Source organism: Streptosporangium fragile, assembly GCF_039534445.1.
In the GTDB taxonomy this organism is placed as follows: Bacteria; Actinomycetota; Actinomycetes; order Streptosporangiales; family Streptosporangiaceae; genus Streptosporangium; species Streptosporangium fragile.
Genome location: NZ_BAAAVI010000100.1, coordinates 1 through 24691, shown reverse-complemented (window position 1 = coordinate 24691; position 24691 = coordinate 1). Strand labels below are relative to the sequence as shown.

Annotated in this window: 21 protein-coding genes and 2 pseudogenes; 16 read left to right on the top strand and 7 right to left on the bottom strand. The window is 66.3% G+C overall.

The genetic code is table 11. The features are described 5' to 3' along the window. Positions 1-21: 21 nt before the first annotated feature. Positions 22-792, bottom strand: coding sequence for a class I SAM-dependent methyltransferase (locus tag ABD841_RS37390; protein WP_344981614.1), 771 nt, complete (start codon positions 790-792; stop codon positions 22-24). A 249-nt stretch (positions 793-1041) separates the two neighbouring features. On the opposite strand from ABD841_RS37390, the gene ABD841_RS37385 reads away from it, so the two are divergent. The 4 genes and pseudogenes from ABD841_RS37385 to ABD841_RS37370 all read left to right on the top strand — a co-directional run bounded on the left by ABD841_RS37385 (position 1042) and on the right by ABD841_RS37370 (position 6453). Next, a complete protein-coding gene (locus tag ABD841_RS37385) occupies positions 1042-2595 on the top strand; it encodes an AMP-binding protein (RefSeq protein ID WP_344981612.1) in 1554 nt (517 codons plus the stop codon). Positions 2596-2678: 83 nt separating this feature from the next. Beyond that, the gene (locus ABD841_RS37380) at positions 2679-3494 is read left to right on the top strand and encodes a phenylalanine 4-monooxygenase (protein ID WP_344981610.1); all 816 of its coding nucleotides are present in this window, start codon (positions 2679-2681) and stop codon (positions 3492-3494) included. 149 nt (positions 3495-3643) lie between these two features. After that, positions 3644-4954: an MFS transporter gene (locus tag ABD841_RS37375; protein WP_344981608.1), complete on the top strand. Its 1311-nt coding sequence runs from the start codon at positions 3644-3646 to the stop codon at positions 4952-4954. Between the two features lie 71 nt (positions 4955-5025). After that, positions 5026-6453, top strand: a pseudogene (locus ABD841_RS37370) (IS1380 family transposase). A 204-nt stretch (positions 6454-6657) separates the two neighbouring features. Here the strand turns inward: ABD841_RS37370 and ABD841_RS37365 are convergent. Together ABD841_RS37365 and ABD841_RS37360 are read right to left on the bottom strand one after the other, a co-directional pair. Next, positions 6658-7026, bottom strand: a complete 369-nt coding sequence (locus ABD841_RS37365) for a cupin domain-containing protein (RefSeq protein ID WP_344981606.1) — start codon at positions 7024-7026, stop codon at positions 6658-6660. A gap of 2 nt (positions 7027-7028) precedes the next feature. Further along, the gene (locus tag ABD841_RS37360; protein WP_344981604.1) at positions 7029-7322 is read right to left on the bottom strand and encodes a phosphopantetheine-binding protein; all 294 of its coding nucleotides are present in this window, start codon (positions 7320-7322) and stop codon (positions 7029-7031) included. 217 nt (positions 7323-7539) lie between these two features. Here ABD841_RS37360 and ABD841_RS37355 point away from each other — a divergent pair, with 217 nt between their 5' ends. The 5 genes from ABD841_RS37355 to ABD841_RS37335 are packed head-to-tail and all read left to right on the top strand — an operon-like array spanning position 7540 to position 11597. Then, on the top strand, positions 7540-8418 hold the full coding sequence (locus tag ABD841_RS37355; RefSeq protein ID WP_344981602.1) for a 3-hydroxyacyl-CoA dehydrogenase family protein: 879 nt from the start codon (positions 7540-7542) through the stop codon (positions 8416-8418). Positions 8419-8431: 13 nt separating this feature from the next. Beyond that, entirely contained in the window at positions 8432-9100 is a 669-nt protein-coding gene (locus ABD841_RS37350) for an O-methyltransferase (protein WP_344981600.1), read from the top strand. 49 nt (positions 9101-9149) lie between these two features. Further along, a complete protein-coding gene (locus tag ABD841_RS37345) occupies positions 9150-9434 on the top strand; it encodes an acyl carrier protein (RefSeq protein WP_344981598.1) in 285 nt (94 codons plus the stop codon). Continuing rightward, positions 9427-10542 carry an acyl-CoA dehydrogenase family protein gene (locus ABD841_RS37340; RefSeq protein WP_344981596.1) on the top strand — a complete coding sequence of 372 codons (1116 nt, stop codon included), beginning with the start codon at positions 9427-9429 and terminating at the stop codon, positions 10540-10542. The genes ABD841_RS37345 and ABD841_RS37340 overlap by 8 nt, the downstream gene beginning before the upstream one ends. Next, the gene (locus tag ABD841_RS37335; RefSeq protein ID WP_344981594.1) at positions 10539-11597 is read left to right on the top strand and encodes an HAD-IIIC family phosphatase; all 1059 of its coding nucleotides are present in this window, start codon (positions 10539-10541) and stop codon (positions 11595-11597) included. The genes ABD841_RS37340 and ABD841_RS37335 overlap by 4 nt, the downstream gene beginning before the upstream one ends. 46 nt (positions 11598-11643) lie before the next feature. Here the strand turns inward: ABD841_RS37335 and ABD841_RS37330 are convergent, their stop codons facing one another. After that, complete coding sequence (locus ABD841_RS37330) at positions 11644-12900, bottom strand: condensation domain-containing protein (protein ID WP_344981618.1); 1257 nt, start codon at positions 12898-12900, stop codon at positions 11644-11646. Positions 12901-13149: 249 nt separating this feature from the next. Here ABD841_RS37330 and ABD841_RS37325 point away from each other — a divergent pair, with 249 nt between their 5' ends. From ABD841_RS37325 to ABD841_RS37305, 5 genes are all read left to right on the top strand, one after another. Next, entirely contained in the window at positions 13150-13407 is a 258-nt protein-coding gene (locus ABD841_RS37325; protein WP_344981592.1) for an acyl carrier protein, read from the top strand. Positions 13408-13436: 29 nt separating this feature from the next. After that, on the top strand, positions 13437-14981 hold the full coding sequence (locus ABD841_RS37320; protein ID WP_344981590.1) for an amino acid adenylation domain-containing protein: 1545 nt from the start codon (positions 13437-13439) through the stop codon (positions 14979-14981). A 15-nt stretch (positions 14982-14996) separates the two neighbouring features. Beyond that, positions 14997-16352 carry a condensation domain-containing protein gene (locus tag ABD841_RS37315; protein ID WP_344981588.1) on the top strand — a complete coding sequence of 452 codons (1356 nt, stop codon included), beginning with the start codon at positions 14997-14999 and terminating at the stop codon, positions 16350-16352. Continuing rightward, the gene (locus ABD841_RS37310) at positions 16343-17101 is read left to right on the top strand and encodes an endonuclease/exonuclease/phosphatase family protein (protein WP_344981616.1); all 759 of its coding nucleotides are present in this window, start codon (positions 16343-16345) and stop codon (positions 17099-17101) included. The genes ABD841_RS37315 and ABD841_RS37310 overlap by 10 nt, the downstream gene beginning before the upstream one ends. A gap of 199 nt (positions 17102-17300) precedes the next feature. Continuing rightward, on the top strand, positions 17301-18650 hold the full coding sequence (locus ABD841_RS37305) for an FAD-binding oxidoreductase (RefSeq protein WP_344981586.1): 1350 nt from the start codon (positions 17301-17303) through the stop codon (positions 18648-18650). 248 nt (positions 18651-18898) lie between these two features. Here the strand turns inward: ABD841_RS37305 and ABD841_RS37300 are convergent, their stop codons facing one another. Next, entirely contained in the window at positions 18899-20128 is a 1230-nt protein-coding gene (locus ABD841_RS37300; protein WP_344981584.1) for an IS701 family transposase, read from the bottom strand. A 723-nt stretch (positions 20129-20851) separates the two neighbouring features. Between ABD841_RS37300 and ABD841_RS37295 the strand changes: the two genes are divergently transcribed. Together ABD841_RS37295 and ABD841_RS41005 are read left to right on the top strand one after the other, a co-directional pair. Continuing rightward, entirely contained in the window at positions 20852-21058 is a 207-nt protein-coding gene (locus ABD841_RS37295; RefSeq protein WP_344981582.1) for a hypothetical protein, read from the top strand. Positions 21059-21740: 682 nt separating this feature from the next. Beyond that, positions 21741-22151, top strand: a pseudogene (locus ABD841_RS41005) (transposase); the annotation flags it as partial. 134 nt (positions 22152-22285) lie between these two features. On the opposite strand, the gene ABD841_RS37285 reads toward ABD841_RS41005, so the two are convergent. Together ABD841_RS37285 and ABD841_RS37280 are read right to left on the bottom strand one after the other, a co-directional pair. Further along, positions 22286-22447, bottom strand: coding sequence for a hypothetical protein (locus tag ABD841_RS37285; protein ID WP_344981578.1), 162 nt, complete (start codon positions 22445-22447; stop codon positions 22286-22288). 810 nt (positions 22448-23257) lie between these two features. Next, the coding region (locus ABD841_RS37280) for a PKD domain-containing protein (RefSeq protein ID WP_344981576.1) at positions 23258-24691 on the bottom strand (1434 nt) is incomplete at its 5' end.

The following is a 24691-nucleotide window of genomic DNA, read 5'->3' as shown; positions in this document are numbered from 1 at the left end:
CGGCTACCTCAGCCCGAATGACTACGAGCAGCAGACCGTCGATAGGGTGCTGCTCACCGCATAACGATCGGTGTCCACACTTCGGGGTGAGCCCCCCTCCGCATCCGGCGAGGGCACAACCTCGACCAGACTCCATGCCGCCCGCGACTCCGCGGCTGCCGCCGCTACCGGGATCGCCTCAGGGCTGCCGTTCCCGTCCGGCTGCCCCCGGCCAGTGAAGCAGAGCACCACACGGCGCGGATGCCGACGGATCGACCCCTCGATGTGCTCCAGGACGGCCATGGACACGTCCACTGCGAAGGGCTCGTAGAAATAGAAGAGTCCGGCATCCCGCGGGATGTCGAACGCCGTGGCGTCGGCGTGCACCACCGATATTCGCTCACAGCCGCTGCGGGTCCGCGAGGCCTTCTCCACGTTGCTCTTGGCGATGTCGCATAGCGCCTGCGACACTTCCACGCCCACGATCCGGCGAAAGGGGAACTCGGTCGCCAGCAGCAGGACCCTGCCCTTACCGCAGCCGACGTCGACGAACGTCATGTCCTCGTGCCTGACGGCACATCGCCTGAGCGCGTTGCGCACGGTGCGGACCGGCGTCGGCGAGTATCTTGCGTTGCGCCCCACCCACGACTGGTCCGCGTCGGGAAGCTCCCACAGTTCGACGGGATCCGCGGTCTCGACGTCGTGGATCGAGTCGAACGGTGTCTGCCGCTCGATGTGTCCGAGCCGGTCATCGAACTCTTGGCGGTATTCCATCGCGCGCAAAAGCCTGGCACGGTGATCAGTTCCCGACATCCCCTTGCCCTCCCCGTCCACTTCGCGTCATTGAAACACCCATCGGCACGCCGAAAAATACTGACATCTGTCAGATGCGGCGTCCCGGCCCGAAGGTCACCGATGCCTGGCCAGCCGGGGACTGTCACGTTGTCCAGCGCCGATGCGCCCGCCCGCACCTAACGGATGTCAGTACAGTCCGTCGGATCGATCGATGACCATCGTGCTGAAAATTGGTTCCGCGCCGGAAGATCGGGGTTGAGGGCGTTCATGTATCTCACGATGGTCGAGCGATTCTTGCACGGACTGGAACTGGCCTCGGACCGGCCCGCCATACGGATCGGCTCCGAAGTCATCACCTATCGGCAGGTGCACGAGACAGCCTCGTCCTGGGCGGGATCGCTCATGGCGGCCGGCGCTCCCCGCGTCGTCGGAGTGCTGGCGGGCAAGAGCGTCGAGTCCTATGTGGGCCTGCTGGCAGTGCTGTACACCGGCGCCACCGTCGTTCCGCTCCAGCCGAACTTCCCCGCCGCGCTCACCCGCAGGATGATCCAAATGGCCGGGGTAGAGACACTGATCGCCGACGCGGACGGCCTGGCGGTCCTGCCGGAGATAGCCAGTCAGGAAACGGTCGTCCGAGTCCTCGAAACCCGCGATGTCGCGGGCCGGTTTCCCACAATCCCCGTCACCGCGGATCCGAAGTTCACTGCGCCGGTCCAGGTGACGGCTACGGACCGGGCGTACATTCTCTTCACCTCAGGCTCGACAGGGATCCCCAAGGGGGTCCCAGTGACGCACGGAGGTTTCGCGCACTATTTCGAGCAGCTCCACCAGCGGTGCGATTTCGTGCCCGAAGACGTGTTCGCGCAGACCTACGACCTCAACTTCGACCCCGGCATCCACGACGTGTTCGCCGCTTGGGGCGCGGGCGCGATGATGCAAGTGGTGCCGCCGTCGGCGTACCGGGATCTACCCACGTTCCTCGCCGACCACGAGGTCACCGTCTGGCATTCCACGCCGAGCGGCATCTGGATGACCCGGGAGATGGGCGGGCTGCAGAAGGGCGCGTTGCCCGGCTTGCGGTGGTCCTTTTTCGGCGGCGAAGCCTTGCGCTGTCAGGACGTCGCGGACTGGCTTGCGGCCGCGCCCGCATCGAAGCTGGAGAACCTCTACGGACCTACCGAGGTCTCGATCGGCATCTGCTGGCACCGCTGGTCCGGCGAGGAGTCGGAGAAGCTCGGCGTCAACGGCACCGTACCGATCGGGAAGGTGCACGAGGGTCACGACTTCCGACTGGTGACCGACAAGGGGGAACAGTCGGACGAGGAGGGTGAGCTGTGCATCACGGGTCCGCAACTGTCCCCCGGATACCTCGATCCCGCTGACGACGAAGGTCGCTTCGTCGAGTTCGATGGCCGGCGCTGGTATCGCACGGGCGACCGGGTCCACGCGAACCCCGACGGCACGCTCGCCTTCATCGGTCGCGTTGACGCCCAGGTGAAGGTGCACGGGTGGCGCGTCGAACTGGCGGAAGTGGACCACGTGATGCGCGGCTGCTCGGGGGTCCGCGACGCGGTCACCGTGGCCAGGCCTGCGGCACACGGAACCGAGCTGATCGTCTTCTACACCGGCGCAGAAGTACCGGAATCGACGCTGGCAAACAGGGTGCGGGCCGTGTTACCGGCCAGCACCCTGCCCCGCCGCTATGTCCACTTGGAAGCTTTCCCGTTGAACTCCAACCGAAAGACGGACCGGCTCGCGCTGCGGCGGATGGCGCAAGAGCTGCCCGGGGGCCAGACGGGGTCCCGGCCGAGGGAGCGCTGAGAGATCGGCACCCCGGAAAGCCGCTCGGAATAAGGAATCCGATGACTGCCGTAAGGGTCTCGGCGAACTTGGAGTGATCCCTCATGCAGAGGCAGCACGACCACACGACCGACACGGCCTACAAGACCCGCCGCGACGAGATCGCGACTCTGTCGGCCGACCTGACGCCGGACGATCCCATCCCGGTGGTCGAGTACACCGAACGGGAGCATGAGTTGTGGCGGATGGTCTGTGCCGAACTCGCCACCCGGCATCGCACCGCGGCGGCGGCCGAGTATCTCGAATCCGCCGAGCAACTGGCCATCCCGCTGGACCATGTGCCCCAACTCCGCGACGTGAGCGAACGCATGAAATCGATCTCGGGATTCCGCTTCCAGGCCGCCCCGGCACTCGTCCCGCTAAAGGAGTTCTGCGGGGGCCTGGCGAGTTCTCGCTTCCACTCCACCCAGTATCTCCGGCATCCCGGGACCCCCTTCTACACTGAGGATCCGGACATGCTGCACGACCTCGTCGGCCACGGCAACATTCTGGCCAGCGACCGCTTCGCCCGCCTGTACCGGCTCGCGGGTGAGGCCGCGAGCCGCGTGCGGAGCACCGAGGCGCTGCAGTTCGTTGGCAAGGTGTTCTGGTTCACCCTCGAATGCGGCGTCGTCCGTGAGCGCGGTGAACGCAAGGCTTACGGGGCGACGCTGTTGTCGTCCTGCGGAGAGCTCGACCACTTTCGCGACACCGAGATCCGGCCGCTGAACGTCGCTAGCCTCGTCGACGTCGAGTACGTCATCTCCACGTACCAGTCGATCCTGTTCGAGGCGGATTCGATGGACCAGGTCGAGGACACGGTCAGCGCCTTCTGGAGCTCATGCGACGACGACAGCATCTCGGCACTGCACCATGCGTGAAGCGCCCTCGGCACCGATGAGACGTCCCACGGCAAACGACGAGCCGAACTCTGCGAGAATGACCAGACAACCGCCCTGACACGTGCCAGTAAGAAGTGGACGCTGCGCCTTGTCTTACGGCACAGTTTCGATCTGTGACAAGCAACCCAGTGGAAGCAGCCCACTCCGCCGCCCAGGAAAAGCCCTCCTTATGGCACAACAAAGACTTCATGTTCCTGTGGAGCGGCCAGACGGTCAGCAATTTCGGTTCAGTGGTCACCCAGTTGGCGATCCCACTGGCCGCTGTCGAGTTGGTGAAGGCCTCGACGTTGCAGATCGGCATCCTGAGCGCGATCGCCACGCTGCCGTTCCTGCTCGTCTCGCTCCCAGCCGGCGCGATCGTCGACCGCATGACCAAGCACAAGCTAATGATGTGGTGCGACATCGGCCGCATGGTACTGGTCGGCTCGATCCCGCTCGTCACGTTCCCCGGCCTCGGCTTGCACGTGACCTATGTGCACCTGCTGGTCGTGGCGCTGCTCAGCGGCATTCTGACAGTGTTCTTCGACGTCTCTTCCCAGAGCTACCTCCCCGTCCTACTGAACAAGGATGAACTGATCGACGGCAACAGCAAGCTCGGCACGACCGCATCGGTCGCGCACTTCGCCGGGCCGTCCATTGGCGGCGCGCTGATCGGCCTGCTCGGCGCGGCCCGCGCCATCGCCATCGACGCCTTCTCCTACGCTGTCTCGGCCCTGTCGCTGGCCCTGATCCGCAAGCCGGAGCCGGCGCCCGAACCGCGCGCCGAGGGCCGGAAGCTGCGACACGAGATCGCCGAGGGCCTGAACTTCGTCCTCAAACATCCGATCCTCCGCAAGGTCATCGCGGCCACTGCGACCTCGAACTTCTCATCCTCGATCTTCACCGCGATGTCGATGGTCTTCTTGGTCCGCATCCTGCACGTGGAGCCCGGCTACGTCGGCCTGATCTGGTCGCTGAGCGCGATCGGCGGCATGATCGGCGGGATTCTGGCGGGGCGGCTGTCCAAGCGTTTCGGCAGTGCCCGGATCATCTGGATCGCGCCGCTGATCCTGGGGTTCCCGATGCTGCTGCAACCGCTGGCGCAGCCGGGCTGGGGCGTGCTGCTGTACGCGGCCGGCTACTTTTTCTTCAGCCTCTACGCCATCGTCTACAACGTCGCGGCGATCTCCTATCGCCAGGCGATCACACCGCCGGAGATGCTCGGCCGGATGACCGCCAGCTTCCGCTTCATCGTGTGGGGGACGCTGCCCATCGGCGCGGCCATCGGCGGCGTGCTAGGCGCGCAGCTCGGCGTGCGCGAGACGATCTGGATCGGCGTCATCGGGACCTGGCTCTCCGGGGTCTGGGTCCTCTTCTCGCCGCTGCGGAAGATGCGGGACTTCTCCGCGTGGTCCGAGGACGAGGACGGCGAGCCTGCACAGGCAGAACCGGCACGTTAGCCTCGGGCTTTCACGTTGAATTTCGCGAGGCTTGATCGTTCGCATAAGAAAAGTGCCTTTGAACTGGGAGGATGGGGCTTGTCGAGAGTCCTGTCCGCACCAGATCAGAAGGCACTTTCCAAGTGAAGACTAGCGCTTTGCGCGGCAAGATCACCGCATCCGCGGACGCCGCCGGGCTTCTCTCCCACGCGGGCGCCCTGCTGCTCCTGCAGACGCTGCGCGTCACCGGCCTGGACCGGGCCCTGTCCGCGCAGTTGGAACGTTGGCGGCCCGAACGCGCGGTGCACGACCCCGGCAAGATCGTCACCGACCTGGCCATCAGCCTCGCCCTCGGCGGCGACTGCCTGGCTGACATCGCCCTGCTGCGCGCCCAGCCCGACCTGTTCGGCCCCGTCGCCTCCGGCCCGACCGTCTCCCGGCTGATCGACCGGCTCGCCCGCGATGAGGCCAAGGCGCTCAAGGCACTACGAGCGGCGCGAGCCCAGGCCCGCGAACGCGCCTGGAACCTGACCGGGGCGAGCGCGCGGGCAGCGATGGTGAGCTGATCCCGCTCGATCTGGACGCCACCCTCGTCATCGCCCACTCCGACAAACAACACGCCGCCCCCACCTGGAAACACACCTTCGGCTTCCACCCCATGACCGTTTTCGCCGACCACGGCCCCGGCGGCTCCGGCGAACCGCTGGCGATCGTGCTCAGGGCGGGCAACGCCGGCTCCAACACCGCCGCCGACCACATCGACGCCACTCGGCTGGCCCTGGCCCAGCTGCCCCAGCACCGCCGCCGGCAGGTGCTGATCCGCACCGACTCCGCCGGCGGCACGCGCGAGTTCCTGGCCTGGCTGGCCAAGCCCGGCCGCCGGCTGTCGTACTCGATCGGGTTCACCCTCACCGAGGACATCCGTCAGGCCGTACTGCGCCTGCCCGCCAGCGCGTGGACCCCCGCCTACGACGCCGACCGGCAGGTACGGCCCGGCGCCTGGGTGGCCGAGCTGACCGGCCTGCTGGACCTGCGGGGCTGGCCCAAGGGCATGCGCGTCATCGCCCGCAAGGAACGCCCGCACCCCGGCGCCCAGCTGCGCTTCACCGACCTCGACGGCAACCGCGTCACCTGCTTCGTCACCAACACCAAACACGGCCAGCTCGCCGACCTGGAACTACGCCACCACCGCCGCGCCCGCGCCGAAGACCGCATCCGCTGCGCCAAAGACACCGGCCTGGCCAACTTGCCGCTGCACCACGTCGCTGGCAACCAGATCTGGTGCGAGCTCGTCGCACTGGCCTGCGAACTCCTGGCCTGGCTGCAGCTGCTCGCGCTGCCCGGCACCGCCGCCTGCACCTACGAACCCAAACGCCTGCGCCTGCGCCTGTTCGCCGTGGCCGGGACGACTGGTGCGCGGCGGCCGCTGCGTGCGTCTGCGCATCGCCGCACGATGGCCCTGGGCCCACGACATCCTCACCGCCCTGGCTCGCCTGCAGGCCCTGCCCGCCCCAACCTGACCAGCAGTCGACCGGCCCTACGACCAGAAAGGAAACACTCGCGGGTCCGTGGAACCCCGCCCACCCGGCGCGACAGCCGGGCCAGCGAGGTGACTCCGGCACGCAATTCCACCTTCAGCCGGACCGCTCAACCGACCAATCCTTGATCACGAAAGATCGAGGTTAGCGCGATTCCGGTTCAGCGAAGCCAGCGAGCGGGCCCGGTCATTTGTACGGGCTCTCGCTCTCGGCGACGAACCTGACGTGCCGCTCGTTCCGTGCGTCGTATTGTGGCGACACGATCAGGACGATCTCCATCCTGCCGAAGTAGTGGATACGCGTCCTCGGCGGGGCGACGACGAGGTCGGTCGCCTGCACAGCGACCGCCACGTCGTCGAGGTAGAACGTTCCTTCGCCGCTGACGATGTAGTACGTGTAGGTGCTGACGAGGTCGTAGAACTCTTGGAAGTGTCCCTCTTCGACGGTCACCCGCACCACAGTGGCTGAGGGGACATTCTGGCCGTAGACGGTCAGGTCTATGCCGTGCTTAGTGAAGCGGACGGCGTCCTCGGTCACGTACTTGTACTTGACCACGATCACTCCGGACTGGGGCCGTGCTCATCGACCGGCTCATCAGCTGGGAGTCGGCTGCGGTATTCGTCGGCGGCAGCCGCGAGTTCGAGCGGTGACGAATACTCGAAGACGAGCCGGAGCGGCGGCCGCCAGCCGGCGAGCGACTCGTAGCGCCACAACAGACGCGGCAGGAGCAGCGAATAGCCTCCGGCCTGAAAGAAGTCGGTGTCACCGTCGATATCGTTGCTCTCTAGAACGTCGCGAAAGGCCTGGACCCACAACGTTTTCGAGGATTCATTCGCAAGGGGCGACAGCATCGATTCCTCCCGAACACAACGATGGATACCGGCAATTATTCTCAGCCACCGGAATACCGATACTGATATCTGTCAGTGTGCCCCTAAACAAGCATTGACCTGCTCGTCGACAGTTGTCATGATCTCGGCAGCGCGTATCTTGAGCGCTGTGTGCCGATTCGGGCCCACGACGATTCGGGCCCACGATCGGCACCGAAACGCACGGTGCGATATCTGCATGGGCTCGACGAGCATGGGATTCCGCGTGAACGAACCTTCCGATGTTTTCCGGTTGACGGTGGTCGGCGCAGGAGTGATGGGAGTGAGCATCGCCGCGCTCGGCGTGTCCCGTGGGCTTCACGTGACCTTGATCGACAACGATCCGGTCAAGGTGGATGCGGCGGCGGCCAAGGTCGCCCAGGAGCTTCGCCTGGCCAAGTTGGTCCGCGCCATCCCGGGCGACGCGGCCGCCGGACGGCTGGACATGCGGTCGTTCATACCTGGAGGCTCGGCCTCCGACGCCGTCATCGAAGCCGTGGTGGAGACCAAGGAGGCGAAGACCAAGGTGCTGCGGGAGATCTCCGAGGCCGTCCGGCCCGGCGTTCCGATCGTGACGAACACCTCCTCGATCCCGGTCGACGAGCTGGCGGCCGGCCTCCGGCATCCCCAGCACCTGCTCGGCATCCACTTCATGAACCCTGCGTACCTGATCGCCACGGTCGAGGTGATCCACGGCACGCGCACCTCGGAGCAGGTGAAGGCCCGCGCGAGCGCAATGCTGGAAGCGCTGGGCCGCAAGGGCGTGCTCGTGGGGGACGGCCCCGGCTTCGTCACCAGCCGGGTCTCGCACCGCCTGATCAACGACGCGATCAAGGTGGTCGAGGAGGGCCGCGCGTCAGTCGACGACGTGGATCTGCTCCTGCAGGACTGCCTCGGGCACCGAACCGGGCCGCTTCGCACCGCCGACCTGATCGGCCTGGACAACCTCGCCGACTCGCTCGCCGTCCTGCACGAGCGGACGGGGGACGAGAGCTTCCGCCCGGCCGGACTGCTGCTGGACAAGGTCGCGGCGGGTGACTACGGACGCAAGTCCGGCCGCGGTTTCTACACCTACTAGAGGATGCAGGTAAATGGGCGCGCAGATCGAGATGGACTCGAACCTTGCCAACTACGTGACCCGGATGTCGTTGCGGGACGACGAGATCCTGGCCGAGCTGCGCAACGAGACCGCGCGGTTCCCCGTGGCGCACGCCATGCTCGTGATGCCGGAGGAAGCCCAGTTCATCGCGCTGCTCGCACGGACCATCAGGGCCACCTCGGCTCTCGAGGTCGGCACGTTCACTGGATATACCACCCTGTGCCTGGCCCGGTCACTCGGCGCGGCCGGCCGGGTGGTCACCTGCGACATCAGCGAAGTCTGGACCAGGATCGCGGGCCGATACTGGCAGCGCGCCGGCGTGCGGGATCGGATCGACCTGCGGATCGGCGACGCCGTCGAGACCCTGTCGGCCATCTTGGAAGCCGACGGGCCCGAGTGCTTCGACCTCGTCTTCGTCGACGCCGACAAGGAACGGTCGGTCCACTACTACGAGCAGGCGATCACCCTGACCAAGCCGGGCGGTCTCGTCATCCTGGACAACACACTGTTCTTCGGCCGGGTCATCGATCCGGAGGTGCAGGATGCCGCCACGGTGGCGATCAGGGAACTGAATCGGACGGTTCGTGACGACACCCGGGTCGAGAGCTCGTTGCTGTCCATCGGCGACGGAGTGACGATTGTCAGGAAGCGCGACCACTGAGCCTGGGCGACACTGTCCGTAATCTGATCCACCACCAAGGAGAGGCGCGATGTCAAACACGGCTGGCCCGAGTCAGCTCTCGGACGAATCGACACGGATGGCGCTGACCGCATTCCTGGAGACGAGGACGCGAACCGTCTGGGAACCGACCGCGGACCTGTTCGAGTCGGGGACCGTCACATCCCTGTTCGCCATGGAGCTCGTCGTCCACATCGAGCAGACCTTCGGCGTCACCATCGAAGGCGACGATCTCAACCTGGAGAACTTCCGCACCGTCGGCGCGATGAGCGACATGGTCTCCCGTCTGAAGTCGACCGCCCTGACCGATGACTGAGGCGCTCGCCGAAGTCCTGACCAAGGCCGTCTGCGGCAGCGCCGGCGCTTGGGACATCGCAGGTGAACTCCCGCGCGACCTGCTCCGCACGCTGGGCGCTCAGGGGATCCTCTGCGCGGAAGTCGCGTCCGAGTGGGGCGGCCTCGGGATGCGCGGCCCCGAGAATGGTGAACTGACAGCACACGCCGGCAGCCTCTGCGGCTCGTTGCGCAGTGTGATGACATCGCAAGGCATGGCCGCCTGGACGATTCAGCGGTTCGGCGACCGGGCCCAGCGCACCGCATACCTACCGCGGCTCACTGGGGGCGAGCTCGCGGCCGTCTGCTTCAGCGAGCCGCAGGCTGGGAGCGATCTTTCGGCCATCTCGTCCAGCATCGCCGAGCAGGGCGACGAGCTGGTCCTGACCGGGGAAAAGGTCTGGGCGACCGCCGCTGCCTACGCGGACCTGCTCGTCGTCGTTGCCAAGTACGGGCAGGGCGGGGCGGCCGTCGTCGTACCGGCACGGGCTCCGGGTGTCAGTGTCGTGCGGATACCGGCCACCACCGGGTGTCGGGCCGCCGGGCATGCCGATGTCCGCCTGGACTCGGTCCGCCTGCCGAGGCAGGCACTGTTGGCAGGCTCCAGGCTCCCGGTGACCATGCTGGTGACCATGGCTCTGACCTACGGCCGCCTGTCAGTCGCCTGGGGCAGCGTCGGCATGCTGCGCGCGTGCCTGGCGAGTTGCCGCGACCACGTGCAGGGCCGGCGACAGTTCGGCAAGCCGCTTATCGAGCACCAATTGGTGGCGCGGCACATCGCCGCACTCTTCGTCGCCACACGGACCGCGACCATGGCCTGTGAACAGGCGAGCCGGAGCTGGGACGAGAGGACGCCGTCGATGGTCTCGGACGCCGTGCTCGCGAAGTACGTCGCGTCGCGCAACGCCGCGCGGGGCGCGGCCACCGCCATGCAGGTCATGGCCTCGGCGGCGGCGCGGGATGGACACGTCGTGGCGAGGGCTTACCGGGACGCGAAGCTGATGGAGATCATCGAGGGGACCTCGGAGGTCTCGCAGCTCATCCTAGCCAGACGAGCCCTGGAGGTGACCCCGTGGGGGGAGCCAAGATGATCAAGTGTCTGGTCTGGGACCTGGACAACACCCTGTGGCGGGGAACGTTGCTGGAGGACGGCGAGGTTCATCTCGCCGACGAGGTCCGCCTGACCGTTATTGGGCTGGACCAGCGCGGGATTCTCCAGTCCATCGCCAGCAGGAACGACCCGAACCACGCGTGGAGCACGCTCGATCGGCTCGGTCTGACAGAGTACTTCATCCTCCCACGCATCGGCTGGGGCCGTAAGTCGGACGCGATCGGCGAGATCATCGGGGAGCTGGGCTTCGCCGAGCACAGCATCGCCTTCATCGACGACCAGCCGTTCGAGCGAGCCGAAGTGGCATACTTCCTCCCCGGGGTGCGCTGCTACGCCGCCGACCAGATCCCGTCGCTGCTGGAGCTGCCCGAGTTCAGCCCGCCAGTGGTCACCGCCGATTCCCGGCAGCGGCGCATGATGTACCGCGCCCGCTTTCGACGCGACGCCGAGCAGGCGTCGCATCAGGGTCCGGACGAAGAGTTCCTGAAGAGCCTCGACATGGTTATGACCATCGCGCGGGCCAGGGACCAAGACCTAGACCGGGTCGAGGAGCTGACGTTGCGGACCAGTCAGATGAACGCCACGGGAATCCACTACTCGGCGCAGACGCTGCGATCGTTCATCGCCGATCCGGACCACGAGGTGCTCGTCGTCGCTCTGTCCGACAAGTTCGGCCCGCACGGCGCCGTCGGCGTGATCCTCCTCGAACGCCGGCCGGCGGCGTTGCGGATCAGGTTGCTCGCGACGTCGTGCCGAACCATCGCCTATGGCGTCGGCGCCGCCCTGCTCCGGTGGATCATCGAGGAGGCGCGGCGCGCGGGCGTCCATGTGAACGCGGACTTTCGGACCACGGCTCGCAACCGCATGATGGAGGTCGCCTACCGATTCGCGGGCCTCAAGGTGGAGGAGTGCAATTGCCTGTCCCCGGCGGCGCCCATCGAAGAGGTCACGCACCTGCATCTTGTGCCCACAGTGCAGCCTCCGACCTCGACCCTGCGGATCGTCGCCGTCGATCTGGCCGTCAGCGAGGCGTGACCGCCTGACGCCGTGGTAGCGGCGTCAGGCGGCGCGGTCGGCCGAATCACCGGCTCGGGCTCTGCAAGCACACTTCCAGTGCGTCGGCGAACACAGCACCCCACGGGGTCGCCGTGCTCCATTCGACCTCGTAGTGAAGACGGTCGACGCCGCGTAGGACGCGAACCGTGAGATCGCTCCTCGTTGCGGGGTATTCGGTGAAGAGGTCCGCCGAAACGTCCGGTCCAGGGCCGGTCCACGTCAGCGTCGGGTCGGTCTCGCGATAGGAGAAGAACACCCGGTCCAGGCGATTGGGCGGGCTGCCGGTTCCCCCGATCTCCAGCAAGGAGAGGTTGCGGTGGCAGTGGTCCCTGCGCCACCCCGCTGCTTCCCGCCGGACCAGCTCCCCCAGGGTCTCCCCTGGCAAATGCCGGGCGGTCAGCGGGACCAGGTTGATGAAGCAGCCCACGACGTCATCGAGCGCCCCGCCGATCGGGCGCACCGAGACGGCCGAGCAGACGACGGTGCGTTCGACGCCGGCCATCGCCATGGCCCGATGGACCGCGGCGGCGACCAGCAGGTACAGGCCTACGCCCAGGTCGCGGGCCGCCGCGGTGAGCGATGCGAGATCAGCGCCCACCACCTCGCCGCGCCGGCGGCCCGCGCGAACGCCGAGGTCGCCCATCGGATCGGCCGCGAACCAGTCCGCGCCGTTCAGGAAGCCGGCGACTCGTTCCGACCAGTACGCGCGGTCCGCTGGGTGAGTCCGTGACTCGTCCTGTCTGACGAGGTCGATCAGGTCCGCGTAGTGCTGGCTCGACGGTTCCTCGCCGAAGGGCTGGAGTGCGGCGGCGAACCGCCGGGCGAGGTGCACCTGGCTCACGCCGTCGACGATCAGGTGATGTGCGACGAGAGTCACGACCATGACCTCGCGGCTGACTCGTGCGACGACCAGCCGGGCCAGCGGACCGCCGTCGGTGTCGAACGCCCGCGCGGTTCGAGCAGACAAAAACGCGGCGGCTTCCATCTCAGCATCGGGGCTGTCCGCGAAGTCGGCATACTCCTGGGCGAGCTCCTCTGCGCACGTCCACTGCACGACGGCGCCGTCGCGGTCCAGCCCCATGCGCACCGACAGCGCAGGAACCTCTTGGCGCAGGCGCGACCAGGACACCGCGATCTCCGGTGCGGGAACGTCTTGATTGATCGTCCACACGATGCTCACGTTGTAGCCGCCGTTCGCTGCCCTCTTCTGATCCGCGTACCAGAGAGCGGCCTGCCCGGACGTCGTCGGCATCGGGTTTGCGTGCATCGGGCATCGGTCCATCGTCAAGCCGGCTCTCCATGGACGAAAGTGGACGCGGGCGGCTCAGCAGAGCGGACACCGCGGCGACGCGGCCGGATCCCAGGTTAGCGCGACCAACGTTGACGCAGCGCGTCCCCCTGACGACTGACAGGACAGACGACACCGGCGGAAGCCCACACAATCAGAGGGTCGCGGCTGCGCGATCTCCGGGAATGCCTCCCGGCCCGCGACATCTGACGTGCAGTGAAGCCGGCTGACATGGAGGAAAGCATGGCCGAACAGCTTGACGTCGACCGATCGATCGAGGGCATGGTAGAGATCTTCAAAGCGGTTCTCCCGCCCGGGGAGATCACCGCCGACTCCGACTTCTTCGACTTCGGCGGCCATTCCATCCTCGCCGGTCAGGCTGTGGCCAGGGCGCGGGCGCAGTTGAGCCTCTCGGTCTCGATGCGTGACTTCTTCGCTGCCCGGACGCCCAAGGCGATCGTCGAAGCGGTCAACGGCCGGACCTCGTTGTCCCGCAGCTAGCCGATCGAACCGGAAATCCGGGAGTTACCATGCCCTTCACCAGTTACGCGGAGCTGGAGCACGGCGAGCGAAGGCCCTACCCACGCGAGTCGACGCTTCACAGCCAGGTGGCGCAGTGGGCGGCACGCACTCCACACGCGCTGGCGGTCCAGGTCGGCGGTGACGTGCTCACCTATCGTGACCTGCTGAAGCGGGCGAACCGGTACGCGGGCGAACTCCTGGCGCGAGGCGTGCGGCCCGGTGACGTGGTCGCCGTGCTCGATGTTCCCTCCGTACGGCGGGTCGTGACCTACCTCGCCGTCCTGATCGCAGGTGGCGCGTACCTGCCTCTTGATGAGCTGAACCCGCTCGAGCGCAATCGCGCCATGGTGGCCGACAGCGGGGCGGTCGTCGTTCTGACCGCCGACGCGTGCGCACAGGACATGCCAGGGGCGACGAGTCTCGACCAGTTGGAGAGCCGAGCGATGCGGCGTGGCGATGAGCCGCCGCGGCTGCCGCCCGGCTCGGCTCTGGACGTCGCGTATGTCATGTACACCTCGGGGTCGACGGGTCGGCCCAAGGGGGTCGCCATACCGCATCGCGCGATCACGCGGCTGGTCGTGAATAGCGACTACGTCCACCTCAGCCGGCGTGACGTCATCGCGCACGGCTCGAACGCGTCGTTCGACGCGGCGACGTTCGAGATCTGGGGTGCGCTGCTCAACGGCGGAAAGCTCGTCGGCCTCGCCAAGGACGACATGCTCGTGCATCAGGAGCTGACCCGATTCATCCACGACGCGTCGGTCTCGGCCTTGTTTCTGACGCCGGCGGTCTTCCACGCTCATGCTGTCGAGGCGCCGGCCGCCTTCCGGGGATTGCGCGCTCTGCTGATCGGCGGTGACGTCCTCGACCCCGGTGCGGTCCGCGGCGTCCTGGCGGCCGGTGGCCCCGGGATGCTGCTGAACCTGTACGGGCCCACCGAAGCGACCACGTTCAGCACGGGACTGTCCCTCGACCTTGAGAACTCGCGCACGGACACGCTGTCGATCGGCCGGCCCATCGCGAACACCGATGTGTGTGTGCTGCGATCTGGCGAACGGGTTCCGATCGGCGAGGAAGGCGAGCTACACATCGGCGGTGATGGCCTGGCCCACGGCTACGTCGGCAACGAGGCGCTGACCCGCGAGCGGTTCGTCGCCGACCCCCAACAGCCCGGCCATCGCCTCTACCAGACCGGAGACCTGGCCCGCTGGAACGACGACGGGACCCTCTCCTTCCTGGGCCGATCCGACACCCAGGTGAAGCTGCGGGGCTTCCGCGTCGAACTAGGCGAAGTGGAGGCGGCCCTGCGGACTCATCACGCGGTATCCGACGCCGTCGTCTTCATGCACGGCGACCACGGCGCCGAACGACTAGTCGGCTACGTCGCGACCGGCGGGCTCGAAGAGCCTGCCGACTACCTGTCCCACCTTCGGCGCAAGCTTCCGCCGTACATGATGCCGTCGGAGGTGATGAGACTTCGCGAGTTCCCCCTGACGGCCAATGGAAAGGTCGACCGGACGAGGCTGATCAAGGAGTATGCCGATGATGAGTGATCAAGGAGTATGCCGATGATGAGTAGGCTGCCGCTGTCTTTCTCACAATCGAGAATCTGGTTGCTCAACCAGATCAGCGGTCCGGACGCGCAGTACAACGTCCCGATCGTTGTGCGCTCCCGAAACAGGATCGACGCCGACGCGCTCCATGAGGCACTTCGGGACGTCATGCTGCGGCACGAGATTCTTCGCACGGTGTATCGGGAGGCCGATGGAGACGCCGTCCAGATCGTCCGGGAGCCGCGGTCGGTCCGCGAGGTGATGTCGGTCGAGCGTCTTCCCGAATCACTGCTCGCGGTCAGGATCGCCGAGATCTCGACGTACGCGTTCGCCCTCGACGCGGAGGTACCGCTCCGTGCCTGGCTGCTGACCTCGGACTCGGCTGACGACGTCGTAGTCCTGGTGACCCACCATATCGCCGTGGATGGAGCGTCCCTGGTGCCGCTCCTGCGGGACCTGGGCGCCGCGTACGCGGCGCGGCGGGACCTCACCGCGCCCAGGTGGGACCCACTTCCTGTGCAATACAGCGACTTCGGTGTGTGGCAGCGGGCTTTCCTGGGAGACTGCGCCGACCCGAACAGCGTAAGCGGTCGGCAACTGGCCTACTGGCGTGAGAAACTCGCACGGCTGCCGGTGGAAATTGAGCTGCCGACGGACCGGCCTAGGCCGCAGTCGGCTAACTTCGGCGGCGCCGAAGTCTCGATGCCGGTCCCGGCGGGATTGCATCACCAGGTGATCGCGGTCGCGCAGGCCGAGCGGGTGTCGCCATTTACCGTTTTCCACGCGGCGATGGCCGCCTTCCTTAGCCGCTCGGGCGCCGGAGCCGACATCCCGCTTGGCGGGTTCGTCAGCGGACGCACCGATGCTGCGCTCGATGATCTTGTCGGCTTCTTCGTCAACACGCTGGTGTTCCGCTTGGACGTCTCCGCTGAGTCGACATTCCGTGAACTGCTCCGCCGGGCCAGAGCAGTGGAGATCGAAGCCTATTCGCACCAGGATCTTCCTTTCGAGCTGATCGTCAAGGAACTGAGACCGATTCGATCGCCATCGCGGCACCCCTTGGTCCAGACCGCGATCTCCTACGAGAACGCTGATTTCACCGCGCTTAAGATCCCGGGGCTAGGCGCCGAGGTGGAGATCGCCGAGCACGGCCGAGCCAAGTTCGACCTCTACATCCGCTTCATCGCCGGCCGTGATGTAGGCGGTGAGCCGACCACACCGCAAATGAAGTGGCGCTATGCGACGGCGTTGTTCGACGCGCGGACGATCGAGGCGATGGCCGAGCGGTTCATCGAGTTCCTCGGCTGCGCAGCGGTGCACCCCGAGCAGATCATCGAGAAGCTCCCGGCGGCGTGCAGCGCATGGTCTTAAAGCTGGCGACGTGGAACATCGGGGGCGGGATGCTCGGAAGATCGCACCAGCGCGCAGGAAGCCCATCGCTCGACTACTACGCGTCGGTCCTGAACACCAACCTGCCTGATGTCGTCTGCCTACAAGAGGCTCATGACTACGACGGACTGCGTGAGGGTCAGACGGAGCGCCTCGCCGCACTCGCCAGCTACCCCTACTTCGCGTCGTTCCCCGTCAGCGAGTCGCATCTGGCGGCGGACGCTAACCTGGCGCTCGGAGTCTTGTCCCGGTTCCCCATCCGAGACTTCACCTACCGGCAGTTCCCCAATCCTAAGCTTGAAGGTGTTGGCCCGAACGACGAGTCCTGGCAGCTCCATGACAAGGGTTACGCAGTCGGATTCACCGAGGTGGGCGACAGGACGCTGGCCCTCGTAACCGGACACTGCTTCCCTCTGCACCGCTTCGGTGCCAGCCCGGTCGAGCCCAGATTCGCGCCCATGTGGCAGATGCTGGCACAGGACCTGCTGACGGTCGGTGGCACCGGAGAAGCGTGGGCCGCAATGGACCTGAACCATGGACGTGTCGCGGACCTACTCGGCGAGGTTCTGCGATCGGGTAGTTACTTCAGCGCGTTCGACGGCACTCCCACCACGCCCAAAGGCGCCCAATGGGATCACATTCTCTACGGCCGTGCACTGCGACTGCTGAGCACCATGGTGGCGCCGACCGCTTCCGACCACTCATATTGCCAAATAAGCGTGCTGATGTGATCCGTCAACAAACGCTCGGAGAAGGCATCCATGCGATTGCGGAACGACGTCTCCGAGCCGATCAGGAGCCAAGCGGCAGGCTCGCCCTCATATACCTGATCTACGCTCCGCGCCCCGCCGGACCGCAACCGTCTTGGAAAGCGGCGGCGCTTCCCTGGCTGGTGGATCAGCCGCACCGCAAAATCACCTAGGGAGTGACATGTCTGGCGACGATGGGCGGACTGGTTTCGCCGGGGCCTTCTGGCGCGGCAGCGACCCCGGCTTTGAGGAGGCAGCGACCTCGCGCGTCTTCAACCACCGACGGCCGTCTCGGCGGCCGGTAGCGGTGCTGCGCGCCGCCCACGCCGCCGACGTGGCGGCGGGCGTGCGGTTGGCGGCGTCCGAGGGCTGGCAGGTCACGGTCCGTTCCGGCGGCCATAGCTGGGCCGCCTGGTCGCTGCGTGAGGACACCTTGCTCATCGACCTGGCTCTGTTGACCACGATGTCGTACGACCCGGCCAACGGTGTCGTCGCGGTCGGCCCAGCGGTTCGCGGCGGTTTGGATTTGGATCCCTATCTCTCCCGGCACGGCCGATTCTTCCCCGTCGGCCACCACCCCACCATGGCTCTGGGCGGCTTCCTCCTGCAGGGTGGGATCGGCTGGAACTGCCGCGGCTGGGGCTGGGCCGCGGACTGCATCGAGTCCATGGACGTGGTGACCGCCGACGGCGAACTGGTCCGCTGCTCCGAGAGCGAGAACGCCGACCTGTTCTGGGCGGCGCGCGGCTCGGGTCCCGGTTTCTTCGGTGTTGTCACCGAGTTCCGGCTGCGTACCCGGCCGCGATTCGTGAAGCTAACCCGGTCGACCTACGTATACCCGGTCGAACTCGCGTTGGAGGTACTGACCTGGTACGCCGCAGTGCGGCGCGACCTACCGTCGTCCGTCGAACTCACCGCCGTCGGCTGCACTCCGGACGGCCTCGAATCCCCGGCGCTGGTCATCGGCGGCGTCTCCTTCGACGGCGGTCCCGCCTCACTAACCGCGCTTGACACATGCCCGGTCGCGGCCAAGGCGCTAGCGGCCACGGTCGCCGAGCCGGTGGAGTTCACCGACCTCCAAGCTGAGCAGGTACGGGCGAGCCCCAATGGCCACCGCTACTTCGTGGACAACGTCTTCCTCACCGGCGCCGTCCCTGCCCTGGTCCCAGCCTTGGTATCGGCCTTCACCGATCTGCCTACCGCCAAGACATTCACGGTTCTGGGAGACTTCACTCCTCTGCTGTCCCGCCGCCCGCCGAACCTGGCCTTGTCGGTGCAGACCGACCTGTATCTCGGCGTGTACGTGATATGCGAAACGCCCGATGACGATGCCCGGTGCCGCACATGGCTGAGCGCCACCATGCACGGCATTGCACCCTATTCGGCCGGCTGCTATCTCGGCGATAGTGACCTGACCGTTAGGCCCGACCGAATCATGTCTGAGTCCGCATGGTCGAAGTTCCGACTGATCCGCGCCGCCCGCGACCCTGAAGGCCGATTCCCTAACTTCCTCGGCACCCCACTGCAGTGAAGCGGCCTCCCTACTCGCCCACGCTCCGCGACCATCTCGACCGACGTGCGGTTCGGGCGAGAGCGCCTGGTATTACATTCGTAGATTTACTGGGATGGGATGGCCGCGGCTTCGATAGTGGCTGAGCAGCGCTCGAGTCTGGTGGAGGCGCCGGAACTGGGACCAGGCCAGGACGTGGTCGATGGCGTTGGCGGCGGGGATGAACAGCCTGGCCAGGACGCGGTGGATTTCGCTGATGGACGGGCGGATCAAGACGATGCGGGAGCCGGGGGCGCGGTGCGGTGCGCCTGGTCTTTTCCCTGATCGTCGCGCTGGCCGGGAGCATCGTCGTCGGGCAGGCGGGAGCGGGTGACGGTCAGGAAGGCCAGTGCGAGCATGACCGCGGTGACGTGCCGATGCCAGCCTTCCCAGGTGCGGACCTGATACTCGGTCAGGCCGAGAAGATCCTTTCCGTGTTCGTTGTTCTCCTCGATCTTCCAGCGCATCCCCGCGGCGGAGATCAGAGTGGAAATGGTGGTGCCGCGGATGGCGTGGGCCAGGAAGAGCTCGATATCGCCCGGACTGCTGACGCTGCGGCGGATCAGCAGCGTGTGAACATGGCCCGGGGCGGGCTCTTGGCCGTCGAGGTGAACCCGGGTGGCGCACCAGTCGTACAGGCGCGCGCCTTTACTGCCCTGGCCGCAGGAACGGCGTTTCCACAGGCCAGGTCCGGCGTGAGCGAGCAGGCGGTCCAGCACGTGCCCGGCCGGTTCGCCGCCGCTGTACAGGGCGACCAGTGGCAGATCGACCGGCACGGCCATGACGTAGGCGATCGCCCGCTGGTGACAGAAGGCGCGCAGCTGTGGGTCGCGGCCGTAGCCGGAGTCGGCGCACAAGTACCGGAAGGGGGTGCCGTCCGCCAGCTCCTCTTCCAGCATGGCGATGACCAGCTGCGGCTTGGTGGCGAACGTGACCTGGTTGGGGATGTGGGCGCGGGCGCGGCGGGCGGGCTCGGACGTCCAGGTTTCGGGCAGGTACAGGCGGCGGTTGATGAAGGTGTGCCCGGCCGCCGAAGCGTAGGTGAGCATGGGCATGACCTGGCAGTTCTCCACCTGGCCGGTGCGCCCGCAGTACTGGCGGGCCACGCCGGCGGACATGTCGCCGCGTTTGATGGCGGCGGTGTCGTCGGCGATCAGGACCGCGTCGGGGTGGGCGAGGTGGTCGACGACGTAGCGGCGGACCTCATCACGGAGCCGGTCGAGGTCCCATTTGGCGCGGGCGAGCAGGTGCTCGAAGCGGTTGGCGGTGGCATGGCCGATGTGGTCGGACAACTGCCAGGAGTTCTTGCGGGGCACGTCGCTGAGCAGCGCCCGGACCAGGTCACCGAAGCTGGCGCGGGGTTCGGGCCGGCTGAACAACGGGGCGGCGAGGCGGTCGGTCAGGGCCTGGAGGTCGGCGTCCCAGGACATGACCAGATCGTAGGTCAGCGGAAAGGTCACTTCTCGACTATCTGACGACTACGTTCCGTTTGCCCGTTGAATCCCAAGATCTACAAATGCCGTACTGGACACGTCCGGGATGACCCGGTGACGCATAGTCGTCAATGTGCGGTAGACGCTCCACGAATACTCACATGCCGCTTGACCTGCATGGATGGAATCATCGGCAGGCGCGGAATCGTCGTACCGTTGGAAGGCCGGGTCTCAGCCAGCACTGTGGTTGCCGATTATTGCACGCGCAAGCGTGACCCACCCGAAAAACGGCGACCGGCGTCGGCGAGTTGGTCTGTGGACTGCGTCTAAATGTGCTGACTCCACAGTGGATACGACGCGCGGGGGCGTTGATGCACCGCCCGCGATCTCGCGACCCTGACAGAGTGCGTACTCCAGCTGTCTGGCAAGGTGTGGGAGGCTCGCGGGAGCTAGATACGCATCAGCGCCAGCGTCAAGTAGTCGTCTAACTGGGCCATAGTGCTGAACTCGGAGCTCGTAGTCCTCGATTTCAGTGACGATAACGCGAGCTTCTGGAAACCTCGATCGGAAGCATGTAATCTGCATCGGGTTGGTGGGGGGTAGCAGTACCACATCTGCTGTTGCGGGAGCTGCATGTATATCGAGCACTACGTAGTTTGCCCCAAGCTGGGCGGATAGCGTATTCCGAGCCGCTACCGACAGTTTCATCGCGGTGGCGACGACTGTCACGCTGTCACAGTCGATCGGTGCATGATCAGCCTCAGCTGGCGTGTCGCGATCGACGATGCCACCTTGGACCATGTCGATGGTACTGGAGATCTTCGCGATCGCTGCGCCGTCGCGCACGAATACCAAGCTCTCACCAGGCTCAAGGGCATCGATGAGGGCCACGACGTCCTCGGGAAGGCGGGTTACGTCGATTCGCTGAGTGGTGCGTTCGCGGAACACCATGACTAAGATCTCCTCACGGCTGTAAGAGCACCCTGCGTCTTGGAGTGCCTTCGACTGCTGGTTAATGCGCTTAGCTACAGTGACTAAACTTGCTGCCCCGACGACCCCTTAAATGAAGTGATCACATGAGCCTCTTCTGGTAGGTGGATCTAGTTGGACGCCAAACGTGATGATCACTTCAAGGCTGCGCCAGAACTCTCTCATATTTCCGTTATACACCCCTCGGGGAGGGGATGGGCAACTCCGGTCACATTTGAGCGTCAGATGATCGAGCACAGGCAAACGTCAACGGTCCTACTGAAGGCCGTTGTGGGAATAAGAAAGTCTCTACTCTCACAAGAGCTTGACAGCGGGCGTGTCACCTTCCAAACCTGATCAGCAACTCGACCCAGCCCCACCGGTACTGCATCTGTAGATCATGAAATTCGCGAGATGTATGGCTGTGGTGGGCACAATGTCGGTACGTGACGTGCCGGCTCACCTACGATCTCGTTATGTCCTGGGATATCGACGTCCAGGCGCTGACCGACCGTATCGCCGGTCCGCTGTTCAGCCGGCCGGAACCGCGCTGTTTTCGGTGACCTGGTCCGTTCCTTCCTGGCGACGTACCTCCTAAGAACTCCTGGCAACTGTCCGACTGGTCGTCGACGACATCTGCGCGATCAAGAAGGGCATCAGATCGGTCGGCGTGGCCCATCAATACTGCGGACGGACCGGCCAGGTGGAGAACTGTCAGGTCAGGCCCATGATCATCTACGTCTCACTGCACGGGCGCGCCTTTATCAACCGGCGCCTGTACCTGCCCGCGCCCTGGACCGTCGACCCCGCCCGCCGCGCCGAAGCCCATATCCCCGAACAGATCGCCTTCGCCGCCAAGCCTGAGCTCGTCATCGCCAGGCCGGCCGAAAAACGAGCTGCGGGCACACCGTTTCGTTTCCTGTACGCCGACAGCGGCTACGGGCGCGATCCCACCCTGCGCGCTTTCTGCCACCAGCACGCGATCAGCTACGTCCTGGCCGTCCCCTTAGACCAAGGATCCACGGCCACAATGAATCGGCCGCCCACCTCCTGGCCACGGCCAACCTCGCCATCTGGGAACGCCGCTCCTGCGGCCCGGGCAGCACCGCGAACGACGCTACGGCTGGGCCACCGCCGCGATCACCCTCAGCGGACAGTACACCGCCCCCGGCCACACCGTGCTGATCTGTCGCAGCCTCACCACACCGGCCGATATCAAGCTTCCTGGCCCACACCATCCGTGACACCACCATCCCCGTCCTGTTCTCCGCCGCCGGCCTGTGCTGAAAGATCGAGGAGAACAACGAGCACGGAAAGGATCTTCTCGGCCTGAACCAGTACCAGGGAGGGATGGTACCGGCAGGTCACCATGATCATGCTCGCGCTGCCCTTCCTGACCGTCACCCGCACCCGCCTGCTCGCCCACGACCAGCCCGACGACGACCAAGAAAGAGACGACGCGCACCGCACCGCCCTTCCATCATCCTGAAGGCCCCATCCGTCATCGAAATCTGCCGGGTCCTGGCCCGGCTCTTCATCCCCGCTGCCAACGCTACCGACCACGTCTTGGCCTGGTCCTACAGCCGGCGCCTCCACCAGACCCGAGCACTCCTCAGCCACTACCGCAGACGAGACCACCCCATCTCAGTGAATCTGCGGATGTAGTATCAGCACCCCAAATCCGATCAAATCGGAATGGTCAAGGCCACGTAATCACGCCGTCGGTTGCTCGCTGGTTGCTCTTTGGCTAACGGCGCCCTGAAACACCAAGCGACATTTTTGGACATTCTTGACACGGGCATTTCTGTATGGAGTGACGCGTCGGGCACATTGCGTAAGCATCCGACACAAGAGCCACTGACTCTTAATCAGCGGGTCCGGGGTTCGAGTCCCTGGCGGCGCACTCCGGTTTAGGTTGATGACTATGAGCACCCTCGCCTCCGGCGAGGGTGCTCATAGTCATTTCAGGCCCTGGATGTGCTCGTGCACGAAAGCGCCCTCCCACATCCTCACCCGGTCCATGACGGAGCCAGCCCACCTCATGAAAGGTCCCGCCCGGCCTGGTAGGCCGGGCGGGACCCGGTGTTCCTGCCTTTCGTCCCGATCGGTCCGTCCCACGGAGGGAGCGGCCGAGTCGGGCCCCGCGGGTCTCGTGGCGAGTGTTCGCCACGAGACCCGCGGGTCTTGTCAGAGTCGGCCGCTGACGCGCAGCGTGCCGCGTGCGGCGGGTGAAGCCGCACCGGCGGGCTGGTTGTCGTAGACCAACCTGCCGCTGTCGTCCCACGCCCGGAACCGGAGCTGGTCGGTGTGACCGGCCGTCGCGCCGGTGTCGACCCCGGTGACCTCGAAGGTCACCGCTGTCTTCGCGGCCTTCCCGGTCCCACGCAGCGTGGCCGTGCCAGAGGCCGCCACCAGCACATCGTAGGAGGCGTCGGTCAGGCTGAACCCGGGAGCGGTGAACCGCAGCTCACCCTTGGGGCCGCCCTTCTTGCCGGGGTAGTGGGCGGTGACGGTGAAGGACGCCTCCCCGGCCTCGCTCTCGCAGGCGGTCTCCAACCGGCATGACCCGGCAGGCGAGGCCACTGTGCCGGCGCCGGTCAGGGCACCGGAGCGGTCATACACCCGTACGAACACCTTCCCGCCCTTGACCGTGTCGGCGGTGCCCGCGCCGCGCCCGGTGTCGGTCACCGTCACGGCGATCGGGTAGATGCCGGGCTTGGTGAAGACGTACGGCAGGCTGGTCGTACCTTTGCCGCCGTGCTCGGCCAGCGCCCCGGCCACCGTGCGGTCGCCGACGGTCCAGGTCGCGGTGTGGGTGTCGGTGCGGCCCGGATCGGTGAACGACGCCGTCAGGGTGACCTGTTGCCCCACCTCGGCGGTGGTGACCGGCGCCGTCAGCTGCACCGCCGGGGCGGCGTTGGTCACGGTGACGGTCACCTGCGCGGTGCCGGTGGCGCCCTGGTTGTCGGTGACGGCCAGGATGACGGTGTAGGTGCCCGCGGCGGTGAAGGCGTGCTCCAACTTCAGCTGGCCCGCGGTCGGCTCCAGTTCCTGCGGCCCGGCGCCGTAGTCGGCGGTGTAGGTCCAGGCGGTGGAATCGGGATCGGTGAAGGTGCCCCGGCCGACCCAGGTGGTGCCCTGCGTGACGGTGGCCGGGCCGGTCAGCGTCACCGTGGGCGCCTGGTTCGGCGGCTGGGCCGGCACCACCGTGACGGTGAAGGTGGCCGTGGCCTTCTCGCCGCCGTCGTCGGTCACCGTGACGGTCACGGTGTAGGTCCCGGCGGTGCTCCACGTGTGGGCCAGCGCGACCTTCCGGTCGGTGACGGTCACCCGCTGGTCGCCGGATCCGTCGCCGTAGTTCACCGTCGCGGTCCAGGAGGTGGAGTCGGGGTCGGTGACGGTCACCGTGCGCTGCAGTTGCTCGCCGACGGTCAGCTCGACGTCACCACCGGCGCTGAGCACGGGCGCGGTGTTGGGGGCCGCCTCCGCGATGACGTACTCGAAGCCGCGCGAGGACGGCTCCCGGTGCTTGCCGTCGTAGACCATCACCGCCACGTACCCGCGCCTGGCGGCGCCGAACGTCTTGGTCGCCGTCACGGTCCCGCCGCCGGCGCGCTGCTC

Coding starts and splice junctions, on each gene's coding strand:
- ABD841_RS37390 (WP_344981614.1), bottom strand. CDS start 792: ATGTCGGGAACTGATCACCGTGCCAGGCTTTTGCGCGCGATGGAATAC.
- ABD841_RS37385 (WP_344981612.1), top strand. CDS start 1,042: ATGTATCTCACGATGGTCGAGCGATTCTTGCACGGACTGGAACTGGCC.
- ABD841_RS37380 (WP_344981610.1), top strand. CDS start 2,679: ATGCAGAGGCAGCACGACCACACGACCGACACGGCCTACAAGACCCGC.
- ABD841_RS37360 (WP_344981604.1), bottom strand. CDS start 7,322: ATGCTGTCGCCCCTTGCGAATGAATCCTCGAAAACGTTGTGGGTCCAG.
- ABD841_RS37355 (WP_344981602.1), top strand. CDS start 7,540: ATGGGCTCGACGAGCATGGGATTCCGCGTGAACGAACCTTCCGATGTT.
- ABD841_RS37350 (WP_344981600.1), top strand. CDS start 8,432: ATGGGCGCGCAGATCGAGATGGACTCGAACCTTGCCAACTACGTGACC.
- ABD841_RS37345 (WP_344981598.1), top strand. CDS start 9,150: ATGTCAAACACGGCTGGCCCGAGTCAGCTCTCGGACGAATCGACACGG.
- ABD841_RS37340 (WP_344981596.1), top strand. CDS start 9,427: ATGACTGAGGCGCTCGCCGAAGTCCTGACCAAGGCCGTCTGCGGCAGC.
- ABD841_RS37335 (WP_344981594.1), top strand. CDS start 10,539: ATGATCAAGTGTCTGGTCTGGGACCTGGACAACACCCTGTGGCGGGGA.
- ABD841_RS37330 (WP_344981618.1), bottom strand. CDS start 12,900: ATGGACCGATGCCCGATGCACGCAAACCCGATGCCGACGACGTCCGGG.
- ABD841_RS37325 (WP_344981592.1), top strand. CDS start 13,150: ATGGCCGAACAGCTTGACGTCGACCGATCGATCGAGGGCATGGTAGAG.
- ABD841_RS37320 (WP_344981590.1), top strand. CDS start 13,437: ATGCCCTTCACCAGTTACGCGGAGCTGGAGCACGGCGAGCGAAGGCCC.
- ABD841_RS37315 (WP_344981588.1), top strand. CDS start 14,997: ATGATGAGTAGGCTGCCGCTGTCTTTCTCACAATCGAGAATCTGGTTG.
- ABD841_RS37310 (WP_344981616.1), top strand. CDS start 16,343: ATGGTCTTAAAGCTGGCGACGTGGAACATCGGGGGCGGGATGCTCGGA.
- ABD841_RS37305 (WP_344981586.1), top strand. CDS start 17,301: ATGTCTGGCGACGATGGGCGGACTGGTTTCGCCGGGGCCTTCTGGCGC.
- ABD841_RS37295 (WP_344981582.1), top strand. CDS start 20,852: ATGATCAGCCTCAGCTGGCGTGTCGCGATCGACGATGCCACCTTGGAC.
- ABD841_RS37285 (WP_344981578.1), bottom strand. CDS start 22,447: ATGATCATGGTGACCTGCCGGTACCATCCCTCCCTGGTACTGGTTCAG.